Annotated in this window: 11 protein-coding genes; 6 read left to right on the top strand and 5 right to left on the bottom strand. The window is 69.8% G+C overall.

Annotated elements, in window-relative coordinates:
• From DY245_RS36985 to DY245_RS36975, 3 genes are all read right to left on the bottom strand, one after another.
• The coding region (locus tag DY245_RS36985) for an AAA family ATPase (RefSeq protein ID WP_244943505.1) at positions 1 to 800 on the bottom strand (800 nt) is incomplete at its 3' end.
• Positions 797 to 1,963, bottom strand: coding sequence for an exonuclease SbcCD subunit D (locus DY245_RS36980; protein WP_128511476.1), 1,167 nt, complete (start codon positions 1,961 to 1,963; stop codon positions 797 to 799). The genes DY245_RS36985 and DY245_RS36980, both read right to left, overlap by 4 nt.
• 220 nt (positions 1,964 to 2,183) lie before the next feature.
• Positions 2,184 to 4,181, bottom strand: a complete 1,998-nt coding sequence (locus DY245_RS36975) for a carbohydrate-binding protein (RefSeq protein ID WP_128511475.1) — start codon at positions 4,179 to 4,181, stop codon at positions 2,184 to 2,186.
• 216 nt (positions 4,182 to 4,397) lie between these two features.
• Here DY245_RS36975 and DY245_RS36970 point away from each other — a divergent pair, with 216 nt between their 5' ends.
• From DY245_RS36970 to DY245_RS36950, 5 genes are read left to right on the top strand one after another with little or no spacing between them, the layout of a single operon-like run.
• Entirely contained in the window at positions 4,398 to 5,741 is a 1,344-nt protein-coding gene (locus DY245_RS36970; protein ID WP_128511474.1) for an ABC transporter substrate-binding protein, read from the top strand.
• The gene (locus tag DY245_RS36965) at positions 5,738 to 6,679 is read left to right on the top strand and encodes a carbohydrate ABC transporter permease (RefSeq protein WP_128511473.1); all 942 of its coding nucleotides are present in this window, start codon (positions 5,738 to 5,740) and stop codon (positions 6,677 to 6,679) included. Before DY245_RS36970 ends, DY245_RS36965 begins: the two co-directional genes overlap by 4 nt.
• The gene (locus tag DY245_RS36960; RefSeq protein ID WP_128511472.1) at positions 6,676 to 7,503 is read left to right on the top strand and encodes a carbohydrate ABC transporter permease; all 828 of its coding nucleotides are present in this window, start codon (positions 6,676 to 6,678) and stop codon (positions 7,501 to 7,503) included. The genes DY245_RS36965 and DY245_RS36960 overlap by 4 nt, the downstream gene beginning before the upstream one ends.
• Positions 7,504 to 7,505: 2 nt before the next feature.
• Complete coding sequence (locus tag DY245_RS36955) at positions 7,506 to 9,284, top strand: glycoside hydrolase family 36 protein (RefSeq protein ID WP_128511471.1); 1,779 nt, start codon at positions 7,506 to 7,508, stop codon at positions 9,282 to 9,284.
• Complete coding sequence (locus DY245_RS36950; protein ID WP_128511470.1) at positions 9,281 to 10,354, top strand: LacI family DNA-binding transcriptional regulator; 1,074 nt, start codon at positions 9,281 to 9,283, stop codon at positions 10,352 to 10,354. The genes DY245_RS36955 and DY245_RS36950 overlap by 4 nt, the downstream gene beginning before the upstream one ends.
• Positions 10,355 to 10,466: 112 nt before the next feature.
• Here DY245_RS36950 and DY245_RS36945 read toward each other — a convergent pair whose 3' ends face one another.
• Together DY245_RS36945 and DY245_RS36940 are read right to left on the bottom strand one after the other, a co-directional pair.
• Entirely contained in the window at positions 10,467 to 11,981 is a 1,515-nt protein-coding gene (locus DY245_RS36945; protein WP_128511469.1) for an APC family permease, read from the bottom strand.
• Between the two features lie 121 nt (positions 11,982 to 12,102).
• Positions 12,103 to 12,729 carry a YigZ family protein gene (locus DY245_RS36940; RefSeq protein ID WP_128511468.1) on the bottom strand — a complete coding sequence of 209 codons (627 nt, stop codon included), beginning with the start codon at positions 12,727 to 12,729 and terminating at the stop codon, positions 12,103 to 12,105.
• A 267-nt stretch (positions 12,730 to 12,996) separates the two neighbouring features.
• Between DY245_RS36940 and DY245_RS36935 the strand changes: the two genes are divergently transcribed.
• Positions 12,997 to 13,756 (top strand): type VII secretion system-associated protein (locus DY245_RS36935; protein WP_147318425.1); only part of this gene is annotated, 760 nt, incomplete at its 3' end.

The following is a 13,756-nucleotide window of genomic DNA, read 5'->3' as shown; positions in this document are numbered from 1 at the left end:
CCGGCCGCCACGGCACCGCGTCCACGCGCCGGTGCGCCCTGCGCCGCCGGTCCGGCGCGGTCCGGCGCCGGCACCGACGGATCGGCGAGATCGGCGCTCTCACCGGCCGCCTGTGCCATCCGGTGCGCCAGCGCCAGCAGCCGTTCGTCGCCCGCCGCGACCTTGTCCGCCGCGGTCCTGCGCCGCGCGTTCAGCTGCTCTTCGAGCGCGGCGAACCGCCGGGTGTCGAAGAGCCGCCCGAGCAGCCGGGAGCGGGCCTCCGCGTCGGCACGAAGGAAGCGCGCGAAGTCGCCCTGCGGCAACAGCACCACCTGGCAGAACTGCTCCTTGCTCATACCGAGCAGCTGCCCGATCTCCTCACCGATCTCCTGGTGCGAGCGGCTCAGCGCCTTCCACTGCCCCTCCGCCCCGGCAGCCGCAGCCGTGGCGTCCGCCGGCACGAATTCCCGCAGCCTGCTCTGGGCCTTCTCCCTGGTCGTACCGCTGCCCCGCTTCTTGGGGCGCGGCTGTTCGGGGAGCCGGGTGATCTCCAACCGCCGTTCGCCCACGGTGAGTTCGAGGACGACCTCGGTGAGGGTCAGCGGATCGGCCAGATCGCTGCGCAGCGCCTGGCCGCTCTGCCGCGCCCCGGGCACCGAGCCGTACAGCGCGAAGCACACCGCGTCCAGGACCGAGGTCTTGCCCGCGCCGGTCGGCCCGTGCAGCAGGAAGAGCCCGTCGCGCGAGAGCCGGTCGAAGTCGATGGTCTGGGTGCCGCCGAACGGTCCGAAGGCCGTGAGGGAGAGCCGGTGCAGCCTCATCGCGCCACCTCGGCCGCCAGGTCGTCGACGCGTACCTCGTCGATCGCCGAGCGCAGTTCGGCCCGTTCGTGCTCATCGGCCGCGCGGCCGGACCGTACGTGTTCCACGAAGTCCTCGGCGATCTCCTGGTCGCTGCGTCCGCGCAGCCGCTGCGCGTACGAGGCCAGCGAGCGGGTGGGCCCGTCGTCGGGGTCGAAGACGAGGCTGACGATGTGCGGGAAGCGCTTGGCGAGCCGGGCCATGGGCTCGTGCGGGCGGGAGGTGTCGGTGAGTGTCGCTTCCACCCAGGAATCCTCGTGCCGGGCGTGTGCCGGGTCGTCGAGCAGCGCCTCCAGGTTTCCCCGGATACGGGCCAGCGGCCGTGGCACCGGGCAGTCCACCCGCTCGGCGCGCACGGCGCCGTCCGCGTCGAGGTCGACGATCCACGACGACTTGCGGTGCCCGGCCTCGGAGAAGGAGTAGGCGAGCGGCGAGCCGCAGTAGCGCACCCTCTCGGTGAGGGTCTGGCAGCCGTGCAGATGGCCGAGGGCGACGTAGTCCACCCCGTCGAACACGGCCGCGGGCACGGAGGCGACCCCGCCGACGGTGATATCGCGCTCACTGTCGCTGACCGCACCGCCGGTGACGAAGGCGTGCGCCAGCACCACCGAGCGCGTCCCTTCGGGCCGGCCGGCCAGATCGGTCCGTACCCGGTCCATCGCCGCGCCCAGTACCTCGGCGTGGTCGGCCCGTCGTGCGCCGAGGGTGTCGCGCACCATGGCGGGTTCGAGATACGGCAGTCCGTAGAGGGCCACCGGGCCGTGGGCGTCGGCGAGGAGGACGGGGGTGCCGCAGCCGGCCGGGTCGGTCCGCAGATGGATGCCGGCCCGCTCCATCAGTCCGGAGCCGACGCCCAGCCGGCGGGCCGAGTCATGGTTGCCGGAGATCATGACGGTCGGAACGCCGAGACCGGCGAGCCGGTGCAGTGCGTCGTCGAAGAGCTCGACGGCGGCGAGCGGCGGCACGGCACGGTCGTAGACATCGCCCGCGACCAGCACCGCGTCGATCTCGTGCGTGCGGACCGTCTCGACGAGGTGATCGAGGAAAGCGCGCTGGGCGGTGAGCAGGTTCACGCGGTGGAAGGACCGCCCCAGATGCCAGTCGGAGGTGTGCAGAAATCTCACCTAGCTGCTCCGACCTGCATGTTTCCCCTCCGAGAGCCCACGAGTCAGCACCGACCCAGCACGGGGCACCGGCCGACCGCATCCAGGCTAGCTTCCGTCAGCACCCCATTCATCACGGCCCTCATCCTCGCACCCGCGTCCGGGGCCGGGTGACCGTAGATGCCGGCCGCGATCCGTCCGCGCCGAGGGCCTGACTCGCCCGGTCCCTTCCGCACCGCGCTCAGCCCACCTGGACCGTCACCGTCCGGCCCGGGGCCACGGTCGGGGTGGCGTAGGTGTACGTCGTCCCGTCCACCACCTTCGTCCGAGCCGGCCACGGCACGCCGTCGACCGTGATCGTGGAGTGGGCGCCGGGGAAGCGGGCTTCCCACGTGTAGGCGGACGCCCCCGACGTATGGGTCAGCATCGACTTCGTGGACCCGTCGTGCCTCAGGGAGAAGGTGTTGGCGCCGATCCGGAGGTCGTCGATCTTCAGCCAGTCCATGCCGGACGGCAGCCGGGACTGGGTGGTGAGGGCGTGTGCAGGGGCGTTGGGCGCGACGCCCATCAGGCCCTCGACGGTCTGGCCGAGCAGGGTGAAGGAGACCTCGGGATAGTCGCCGTTGGTGCCCTGCTTGGCGTTGACGTGCTGGATGTCCTTCTGGTCGTAGACGTACTTCATCCACTTCCAGGCGGTGTCGCTGCGGTTGTTCTTGAAGAAGGTGTCGGGCAGGTAGGTGATCGCCTCGATGTTGGACGGCTTGCCCGAGCCCGAGGCCTGCTGGTCGATGTAGTCGAGGTAGGCCTCTCGGCGGGCGCCGGGGTCGATGATCTGCTTCAGCGGCATGAACCAGCTGTTCTCCATGCCCCAGCCGGTCAGCGCACGCCCGTCGGTGGTGTAGCCCCGCACCATGTTCCCGGCCGACCCGGTACCGCTCCAGGTCGAGTTGAAGTACGTCTTCAGATCCTGGGCCTTCTTGTCGTACGTCGCGGCGAGCGTGCGGTCACCCTTGCCGCGGGCGAGCGAGGCCATCGCGAGGTACGCCTGGTACTGGGAGCCGATCGCGTCGCCCGCCTCGGCGAGCGGCTCACCGCTCTGCTCGTTGTAGCTGGCGGTGCCCTGGAAGATGCCCTGGCCCGTACCCTCGGCGACCTTCACACTGCCGTTGTCCTTGAGGCCGTCGTGCAGAGCGATGAATTCGTTGGTGGCGTGGCGGTAGAAGTCCCACATGGCCGGGTCGTTGACGTACGCACCGTCGCCGCTCCACCGGTACGCCTCAGCAGCCTTCTGTACCAGCTCGAAGGTGGCGGGGACCTCGCGGACGAAGCTGGTGGGGCTGCCGTAGTCGATCGAGAGGTACGTACGGGCGTCGAAGTTCAGCGCCCACACCGGGTAGTACTTGTGCTCCGCGGTGGCGGACGCGGCGTACGAGCGCAGCATCGCCTTGTTCTCGGCGCTCAGGCCGAGCACCCCCGCGCCGGCCAGCTGGTGGGCCATGTCGCGTGAGTAGTAGCCGCTGCGGTTGGCGTACCCGGCCCAGTAGGAGGGCGCGTACGTGCCTGTGCCGCTCCCGCTCGTGTTGTGCTCGTCGACGTTGAGCGGGCCCTGGGTGCCCGGCAGGTGGACCCAGCTGTTGGCCTTGCGCTTGGACCAGTCGAACATCTCGACGATCTTCGGGTCCGAGGAGCTGACCTTGGGGTCGGCGGGAGACGAGGGTGAGACCATCAGGTCGTCCGCGTTGACCCAGCCGTCCCCCGACTCGAACGCGATCTCCAGCTTGTCGCCCTGGGCGAGGGCGATCCGGCTGAGCGTGTAGCGCCGGTAGTTGGAGGCGCTGGGCAGGATCCGGGACGCGGCGACCGTGCCGTTGACGCGGGCGACGTAGGTGCCGTTCGCGCCGCCGGTCGCGATCCAGGCCGATATGTCGTACGTCCCCCGGCCCGAAGCCGTCACGGTCTGGGAGACCTTCTTGCCTGCACCGGAGTCCAGATAGATCAGCCTGGTCCCGCCGTGCGGGAGGTTGGTGGCGACCCCGGTCCCGGAGGTGAACTGCCAGCCCTCCTGCCCTTGCTCGAAGCCGGGGTTCACCACGGTGAGCGGTGCCGGGGCCATCGCGGTCGTGCGGAGGCCGCCCCGTTCGACGGGAGCCGTGGCCGAGGCCGGGGCACACAGGGTGAGCGGCGCGAGGGTGGCGAGTAGCGCGCATGCGGACAGCAGCGACAAACGGGAACGTCTCATCGGGTTCTCCCGGGCTGTGGTGGAGCGGCCGGCCTTCGTCGACTTGGGCGCGCGGCACGCTAGCAACCCCGGATGAAGGTTTGCAATGACTTCAACACGCCTTCTTGCGCGATCAAGCTGAAAGTTTTCAATGATGTATTGCAAGTGCCGAGACCGCGTTGTTAAAGTCCCGGCCGTCAGCTTCCGCGAAGGTGTGCGAGCAGGAGTGGGTCAGTCATGGAACTGGAACGTCGCAGAGTTCTGCAGATCGGTGGCGCGATCGCGGCCGGAGCCGGCCTCACCGGACTCACCGCCTGCTCGGGCACCGGCGATACAGGCGCTTCCGGGGCCACCGGTGACAAGAAGAAGGGGAAGATCACGGTCTGGTCCTGGCAGGGGCCGGCTGCCGAAATGAAGGCCCTCGTACCGGAGTTCAACAAGAAGTACCCGGACATCGAGGTCACGGTCGAGGACATCGGCAACCCGGCGATCTGGGACAAGATCACCACCGCGATGGCGGCAGGCGGCCAAGGCCTCGCCGACGTGCTGCACATCGGCGTCGACTACCTTCCGGGCTACGTCGAGCGGTTCCCGAACGGCTTGGCGGACCTGGGCAAGCTGGGCGCGGACACGTACCGGGACGCCTTCGCACAAGGCATGTGGCAGACCGTTGCGCCCCACGGCAAGCGGGTCAACGCCCTTCCCTGGGAGGCGAACTCCGCAGGCTTCTACTACCGGGCCGACATCTTCGAGAAGGCCGGAGTCGACGCCGACGCGCTGCAGACCTGGGACGAGACCATCGAGGCCGGCAAGGAGATCAAGGAGAAGACCGGAGCGTTCCTGCTCGGCATCGACAAGCCGGCCTCGCAGCCGGATGCCGCCAATTTCTTCCAGATGCTGCTCCAACTGCAGGGCTCCTTCTACTTCAACCTCGACGGGGCGATCACACTCGACTCCCCGGAGGCCGTGAAGGCCATGACGCTCATCAAGACGATGAACGATGCCGGCCTGGTCAGCGACCTCGCCGGCGGCTGGAACGCCTTGATGAGCTCCATCAAGAAGGGCACCGCGGCCGTCCTGCCCTGGCCCACCTGGTTCGGCGGCGTCATCGAGGAGCAAGTGCCCAAGGAGGCAGGGAAGTGGAAGGTCCGCCTCCCGCCGGCCGTGCGCCGGGGCGGCTCCACCGCGGCCACCGTCAACTCCACCCATCTCGCGGTCGCCGGCAGCAGCAAGCACCAGGCCGCCGCCTGGTCCTTCATCGAGTTCATGCTGACCCGCCCGGCCTCCCAGGTGAGCATCTACAAGGGCAAGGGCATCGCCCCGGCCCTGATGAAGGCGTACGACGACGCGGTCTTCCACGAGCCGTCGGCATTCTTCAGCGGCCAGAAGAAGGGCGAGATCTTCCTGGAGGCGCTCAAGGCACCCTCGCCCGCCTTCAACTACACCTCCGACTACGCCCGTGCGCTCAAGCTCGTCACCGACGCCCAGTCCAAGGTCCTCCTCAAGAGCGCCGACCCGGCGAAGGTCCTCAAGGAGGCCGCCGAGCAGCTCGCCAAGCAGACAGGACGCACGGCCCGATGACCTCGACGCTCACGGGAAAGAACGCGCTGCCCGTCTCCGCCGGGGATGTGGCACAGCACCCGCGCCCCCGGCGCAGACGTGGGCGGGGGCGGCACCTGGCCCCGTACCTCTTCGTCCTGCCGGCGCTGCTGCTCTTCGCCGCGTTCAAGCTCTATCCCATCGGCTGGTCCTTCGTCCTCAGCCTCCACAGGACGATCGACGGGGTCGAGACCTTCATCGGCGCCGACAACTACCTCCGGCTGCTCGACGACCCGCTGTTCTGGACCGCCCTGAAGAACACCGCGGTCATCCTGGCCGTCCAGGTGCCGGTGATGCTTGCGCTCGCCACCGGGCTCGCGGTCTCCCTGAACTCCACGCTGCTGCGCGGCCGGACGGTGTTCCGCCTCGGGTTCTTCATGCCGATGGTCACCGGCCTGGTGGCGTACGGGATCATCTTCTCCGTCCTGCTCAACAAGGACTACGGCCTGGTGAACTGGCTGTTCGGCCTGGCCGGCGTGGACGCCGTGCCATGGCTGACCGACCCCCTGTGGGCGAAGATCTCCCTCGGTCTCGCGCTGACCTGGCACTACACCGGCTACAACGCAGTGATCCTGCTTGCCAGGCTGCAGACCATTCCGGGTGAGCTGTTCGACGCCGCGGCCGTGGACGGAGCGGGTGCCTGGAAGTCCTTCGTCCATGTCACGCTGCCGGGTCTGCGTCCCGCGATCCTGCTCACCACGGTGCTCTCCACCATCGGCACCCTGCAGATCTTCGACGAGCCGTACGTCCTCACCGGAGGCGGCCCGGACAACGCGACCCTGACCATCGGTGTGTACGTGTACCAGAACGCCTTCAAGTTCTTCGACTTCGGCTACGCGTCCGCCGTCGCCTACGCCCTCGCCGTGCTGATCGGAATCCTCGGCGTGATCCAGTTCCGCGTCCTGGGAGACAAGTCGTGAACACGCGTCATCGCGGCAGGGGAATCCTGCTTACCTCGGGACTCGCCATCGTGCTCGCCGCCGTCGCCCTTCCCTTCTACTGGCTGGTGATCGCGTCCACCCACAGTTCCAAGGAGATCTTCGACAGCCCGCCGCCGATGGTGCCCGGCGGACATCTCCTCGACAACCTGACCAGCCTGCAGGAGTCGGCGCAGTTCGGCCGGGTCGTCCTCAACTCGCTGCTGATCGCGGTCGTCTACACCGTCTGCGCGGGTGCGGTCTGCACTCTCGCCGGATACGCCTTCGCCAAGTACCGCTTCCGCGGCCGCGAGGGAATGTTCGGGCTGCTCATGCTCGGGCTCGTGATCCCTGCCCAGGTCACCCTCGTCCCGCTGTTCAAGATGATGGCCGACCTGCAGTGGCTCAACACCTACCAAGCCGTGATCATGCCCAATCTGGCGCTGCCCTTCGGCATCTTCCTGATGCGTCAGTCGATGGCCGCGCTCCCCGACGAGCTGCTCGACTCGGGCCGGATGGACGGCTGTGGTGAACTGCGCCTGTTCTGGAAGGTCGTACTCCCGCCGATGAAGCCCGCGCTCGCCGCCCTGGCGATCTTCCTCTTCCTGTACCAGTGGAACGACTTCGTCTGGCCGCTGATCATTCTGCGCGACGGCGCCTCGTTCACCATCCCGGTGGCTCTCGCCTCCCTGCAGGGCCTGGACGACACCGACTACGGCGCGATCCTCGCCGGTACCTCGATCGCCGCGCTTCCGATGGCCATCGTCTTCCTGGCGCTGCAGCGCCACTTCGTTTCCGGCCTGCTCGCCGGCGCCGTGAAGGAGTGAGCGTGGAAAGTCGGATTGCGGTGACCGAGGGAGCCGTGACGACGGCAGGACTCGCTCCCGCCCCCCATGAGCCACTGCTGGACGAGGTCTCGATTGCCCTCCTCGCTCATGCGCCCGGTGTCCGGCCCTCCTGGAGTCTCGGCGAACTCCCCGGCGGACTGCGGATGCTGGAGGTACGGGCCGAGGGCGCCCCCGTCGAGATCCGCCTCTCCGTGCCGCTCGGCGATGCTGCCGGCTACTGGCATCCTCAGGGCGGGTGGCGGCGCACCCTCCTCGCCGACTGGGACGGTCGCGCCCGTGTCTCACTGGTCGACGGACATGCCGCAGGCTGCCTCTACGACCACTCCGGCGCCACCATGCTGACCTTCGCGGCAGCCGACCCGGTCCCGGAGACAACCGTCCGCTTCGGCGTATCGGAGGAGAACGACACCCACGTCGTGCATCTCCTTCTCCCGGCGTCCGACGGTCCGCACCAGATGCTGCTCGTTCCGCGTGCGCCGTCCGTGGCGACGGCCATGAGGTCCCTGCGCGGCTGGTTCACGCAGTCGCTCACCCCTATGAAAACGCCCGATTCGGCCCGCACGCCCGTCTACTCCACCTGGTACGCCTTCAACCAGAACGTCTCCGCACAAGCGGTCGAAACCCAGGCCGAGCTGGCCGCGGGCCTCGGCTGCGGGGTGCTGATCCTCGACGACGGCTGGCAGGAGCTGGGCCACGGACGGGGCTATGCGGGGTGCGGGGACTGGCGGCCCGACCGGGCCAAGTTCCCGGATTTCGCCGGGCACGTGGCGCGCGTCCGGGCGTGCGGGCTGCGGTACATGGCGTGGATCGCACCGCTGCTGCTCGGCCCCGACGCCGCGTGCCACGCCACATGGGCACCCTTCGCCCCGGCCCGCGCCGGGGTGCCGGGCGCCCACGTCCTCGACCCGCGCAGGCCCGAGGTACGGCGCCATGTCGTCGACCTGTGCGTAGGCCTCGTACGCGAGTTCGGCCTCGACGGGCTGAAGGTCGACTTCCTCGACGAGGCCATGGTGTACGCGGGCGACGGTGCGGGAGACGTCGGCCGAGCCATGATCACACTGCTGACGGAGTTGCGGGACGCGCTGGAGTCCGTAAGGCCTGACCTGCTGCTGGAGCTGCGCCAGCCCTATGTCGGTCCCGGCATGGCACCATTCGGCAACATGCTCCGGTCCTTCGACTGCCCGGCGGACGCGGCCGCCAACCGGGTGCGCACCATCGACACCTCGCTGCTCGCGATCGGTGGCGCCGTCCACTCCGACATGCTGCTGTGGTCGCCGGACGCACCCGTCGAGTCGGTGGCGCGGCAGCTGATCGGGGCCCTGCACTCGGTGCCGCAGATCTCCGTACGTCTCGACCGGATCCCCGGCACACACCGCGAGTCGGTCGCCTTCTGGCTGCGGCAGTGGCACCGCCACCGCGACCTGCTCCTGGACGGGGAGGTCGAGCCCGGCAGACCCGATGAGCTGTACCCGCTGGTGAAGGCCGCCGCGGGCGATCACTGTCTGCTGAGTGTGCACAGTGACCGGGTGGTACCTCTGGACTTCGCCTCGCACCGCCACTTCCACGTGGTCAACGGTTCGGCCCGGGGCCGTGTGATGGTCGAGGTGCACGGCGGCGAGGGCCGGGTCCGGGGAGTGATCCACGGGCCGGACGGCCGTATCATTGAGGGCTTGCCGAAGTTCATGCCGGAGGGACCCCGATCACTGGCTGTCCCCCGCGGAGGTCTGGCATCGCTCACGATCACGGAAGGACCGCGATGAAGGTCGGTATCACCGACGTCGCAGCCCGCGCGCGGGTCAGCGAAGCCACCGTCAGCCGGGTGATCAACCGGCGGCAAGGCGTGTCGAAGAAGACCAGGGATGCGGTTGAGCAGGCGATGGCCGAGCTCGGGTACGAGCGGCAGACGCAGGGCCAGCTGGTGGCGGTGATCACCGAATTCGTATCGAACCCCTTCTTCGCCGATGTCGCGGAGCGCATCGAGTCGGCACTTGCGCCGCACGGGCTGAAGACGGTGTTGTGCCCCGCCTTCCCGGGGGGTGTGCAGGAGCGGGACTTCATCTCCGCTCTGGTGGACAAGGGCGTGGCGGCCGTCGTCTTCCTGTCCGCCTCGAACACGGTCGAGGGCGCGGAAACGGAGACGTACGAGCTGCTGCGCCAGCGCCGTGTCCCGTACGTCGGGATCAACGGCGAGTTCGCGGACGGGGTGCCCGCGCCGGTCTTCTCGACCGACGACGCGCTGGCCGCCGAACAAGCGGTCGACCATCTCTACCGTCTGGGGCACCGGCGCATCGGGATGGCCTCGGGGCCTGCGGGCAACCACCCCGCCGACCGGCGGGTGCAGGGCTTTCTCGACGCCATGTCCAAGCGGGGCATCGAGGACGCCAAGGATTGGGTGATCCGGCAGTCGTACACGGTGGAGGGCGGACAGGCCGCGGCGGGCCTGCTGCTCGGTCTCGGCGCCACGGCGATCGTCGCGGCCAGCGACTACATGGCCCTGGGCGCGATCCGCGGCATCCGCCGCCAGGGCCGCTCCGTACCGGGCGACGTGTCGGTGGTGGGCTACGACGGTTCGGCCATCACCGAGTTCGTCGACCCTCCTCTGACCACGGTCCGGCAGCCGGCCGACCGGCTGGCCCTGGAGGTGGGCCGCAGCGTGCTGGCGCTCGTCAGCAACAGGGACGTGCCGACCGGCGAGTTGCTGTTCGACCCCGAGCTGGTCATCCGCTCATCGAGCGGTCCGGCCCCGGAGCCACCCCAGGACTCGCCCCAGGACCGCGACCGGCCCGGCGCCGCTGACAGAGGCCGGCGAATCGCTCAGAATCACACCTGATTCGGCGCCTCAGCCTTTGTCGGCGTCGGCGATGTTGAGGCGGCGACGCCGCCGAGGCCCCCTTTGTACGGGCGGCCCGCCCCGGCGAGGGGCGGCGGATCGGCCGGGCGGTTCAGCCGGCGGCCCCGACCGTGCCCTCGGCACCCGCTGCTCCCTCACCTGCGCCCTCTTCTCCCCCGTGCTCCGTCTCGGCGTCGGGATCCGCCCCGCGCAGATACCGCTCATCGATCCGCTTCGGCCCGAACGGCCACTCCTTCTCGTAACGGGCCCACAGCAGGAACGCCACGACGCCCGCGGCGACCCAGGCCAGCGACCATTCGATGGGGTGCCGGCCGGGCGAGTTCTCGTCCGCGTAGCCGTAGATCACCAGCCAGCCGATCAGCGCCACGACGCTCGGCAGCGGATGGAGCCACATCCGGTACGGGCGGCGCAGCCCCGGCTGGCGGCGGCGCAGCACGGTCACCGCGGCGACCTGGGCCAGCGACTGCACGATCACCATGACGGTGGTCAGCAGCTGGATGATGGTGGCCAGATCGGTGTGCCGGCCGATGAGGAAGCCCACGGCCATCACGATGCCCATGGTGAGCAGGCCGAGGACGGGGAAGCGGTGGCGTGGGTGGAGCTTGCCGTACGGCCGGAAGAAGACCCGGTCGCGGGCGGCGTCGTAGGGGACCCGGGAGCCGCCGAGGAGTCCGGTGAAGACGGAGGCGACGGCGGTGATGAGGATCAGCACCGTGACGGTGCCGGCGGCGCCCTTGCCCCAGGCTTTCTCCAGTACGGCGGAGGCGACGGACGAGGACGCCGTGCTGTGCGGGTCGAGCATGTCGCGCCAGTCGACGATCCCCAGGGTGCCGATCTGCAGCAGCAGATAGATCGTCATGATGCCGAGGATCGAGTGGAGGACGGCGCGTGGGATGGTGCGGCCGGGCTGTCTGATCTCGGCGCCCATGTAGGCGATGGTGTTGTAGCCGAGGTAGTCGTAGATGCCGATCGTCAGGCCGGCCGCGAAGCCGATCCAGAAGTGACTTGTCGTCAGCTCGAAGGCGTGCGCGGGGTAGGTGAAGGCGCGTTCCGGGCTGAAGTGGGTGAAGGCGGCGACGATCACGAGCAGCACGGAGGCGATCATCACCGTCCACAGGACGACGGTGAGCCTGGCGATGTTCTCCACCCGCCGCCACAGCATCGCGATGATGCCCGCGGTGACGGCAAGGCCGACGAGGTCACCCTGACCCGGGCTCATGTCCGGCCACAGATAGCCGAGGTACTGCACAAAGCCGATCACGCCGGTGGACATCCCGAGCGGGATGAAGAGCATGGCCGTCCAGACGAACAGAAACGGCATCAGCTTGCCGGTGCGGTACTGGAACGCCTGCCGCAGATAGACATAGCTGCCGCCCGCACCGGGCAGTGACGCGCCCAGCTCCGCCCAGATCAGTCCGTCCGCGAGCGCCAGGACCGCGCCCGCGAGGAAGCCGGTCACGGCCTGCGGCCCGCCGAAGGCGGCGACCATCAGCGGGATGGTGACGAAGGGACCGATGCCGCACATCTGGCTCATGTTGATGGCGGTGGCCTGGAACAGGCCGATCCGGCGGACGAACCCCACGCGCTCATCGAGGAGTTCAGGCATGGGTCAGCCCTTTCTCGTGCCGGCACGCATGCCGGTTCGCGGCCTGTTCTCGCCGCGCCACAGGCTGGCACGATCGGCGGGCCGGCGCACCGGTACAAACCGAATTTTCCGGCCCGGCCGGTCACACTTCCCCGTACGCCTCGCCGCCGAGCTCCAGCCGTGCCGTCCCGGCGGTGGTGTCCGCGAGCCAGGCGCGGAAGGCGTCCAGGTCGGCCTCCGGCAGCCCGATCTCGATGCGTACGTCCGCTCCGTAGGTCACCTCACGCACCGCCCGCCCCGTCGTGCGCAGGTCGTTCTCCACCCTGCCCGCGCGCTGGTGGTCGACGGTGACGGTCACCAGCCGGAAGCGCTGCCGGGTGACCGTGCCGAGCGCGTCCAGCGCCTCGCCGACGACGCCGCCGTACGCGCGGATGAGGCCGCCGGCGCCGAGCTTGACGCCGCCGAAGTAGCGGGTGACGACGGCGACCACATAACGCATCTCGCGGCGCACCAGCATCTGCAGCATCGGTACGCCCGCCGTGCCGCCCGGCTCGCCGTCGTCGCTCGCCTTCTGGATGCCGCCGTCGGCGCCGAGGACGTAGGCGAAGCAGTGGTGCCGGGCGGTGGGGTGCTCCTTGCGGATGCGCGCGATGAAGTCCTGGGCCTCGGTCTCGGTCGCGACGGGCGCGAGCGCACAGATGAAGCGGGACTTGTTGATCTCGATCTCGTGGACACCCTCGCGCGCGAGCGTGCGGTACTGCTCCTGCATCGGACCAGCCTATGCGGCGGCTGTGACATGCCGACACCGGCCGGTCCCGGTGGCCCGCGCCGCGCTGGGGTGTCCGCCGTAAGGGCGCGGGTGTCGGCCGTACGGGCGCAGTCCGCACGGCCAGGCGGCGTACCCGCACCGTCCGCACGGTGCGTCGGGGAGACGTCCGCGCCGCCCGTGGGCACTGTGAGGCCAGTGCGAGAGCCTCGTGTTCCGGGGCCCCGCTCGTACACGCAGGCACGGAACGGCGGGTAGGCGGAGGGCTGCATGGAAGAGAGCACACAGTCGGCGATGACGGCGGGCGTTCCCGTCACGGGCGAGGAGATGCCCGAGCCTCCGCCGGAGGTCATCGAGGCGGCACGCGATGCGCCCGACCACTGGCTGGCCATGGTGGATCTGACCTGGCAGGGCGAGGGGCCGCCGCCGCTCTGGGCGCTCATCGGACAGTGGCGGTCGGGTCCGACGGGCGAGATCGAGGAGTGGCGGGACAACCCGGAGTACCGGCCGTCACCGCAGATGCTGGACTGGTCGGAGCCGACCGACGCGGTCGACAGGGCGCTGCAGCTCGCCGCCACCGGCTACGGCCCGGGGCAGGGCGTCGCCGAGGCGCTGGCCCGCGCGGAGGTCTCCGTCCTGGTCACCGCGACCGGTTCACCGCTGGCCGCCGCCTCGCCGGAGGGGACCCCGGTCATCCCCGTCTACACCTCGCAGAACTATCTCGAATCCGTGGGCCGGCTGCTGTACGACCGGCGGCCGGTGGCCGAGCTCGTCGAGCAGCTGCCGCCGGGCCATGCGCTGTACCTCAACCCGACCGGTCCGGTGAGCATGTTGGTGGACACCGAGGAGCTGCGGGCGGCCCTGGCCGCGGCCGGCGAGACGTCGGACGATGCCCGGGAACCGGCCGCGGCGGGGAAGCTGCGCCCGGGTACCGGGGCCGGCGGGGCCGAGCCGGTGGGCAGCGGCGGCCGGGCGATCGGCAAGCCGGCCCGGGCCGCCACAGGCAGCACGGTCGTCGGGGCCGGGCTGG

It is taken from the genome of Streptomyces inhibens (assembly GCF_003389455.1).
Classification (GTDB): Bacteria; Actinomycetota; Actinomycetes; order Streptomycetales; family Streptomycetaceae; genus Streptomyces; species Streptomyces inhibens.
Note: the sequence above shows the minus strand (reverse complement) of the source record. Positions and strands in the feature narration are given on the sequence as shown.

Excerpts from the sequence above, each read along its gene's own strand:
- DY245_RS36975 (WP_128511475.1), bottom strand. The coding sequence starts at position 4,181 with ATGAGACGTTCCCGTTTGTCGCTGCTGTCCGCATGCGCGCTACTCGCC.
- DY245_RS36970 (WP_128511474.1), top strand. The coding sequence starts at position 4,398 with ATGGAACTGGAACGTCGCAGAGTTCTGCAGATCGGTGGCGCGATCGCG.
- DY245_RS36965 (WP_128511473.1), top strand. The coding sequence starts at position 5,738 with ATGACCTCGACGCTCACGGGAAAGAACGCGCTGCCCGTCTCCGCCGGG.
- DY245_RS36950 (WP_128511470.1), top strand. The coding sequence starts at position 9,281 with ATGAAGGTCGGTATCACCGACGTCGCAGCCCGCGCGCGGGTCAGCGAA.
- DY245_RS36945 (WP_128511469.1), bottom strand. The coding sequence starts at position 11,981 with ATGCCTGAACTCCTCGATGAGCGCGTGGGGTTCGTCCGCCGGATCGGC.
- DY245_RS36940 (WP_128511468.1), bottom strand. The coding sequence starts at position 12,729 with ATGCAGGAGCAGTACCGCACGCTCGCGCGCGAGGGTGTCCACGAGATC.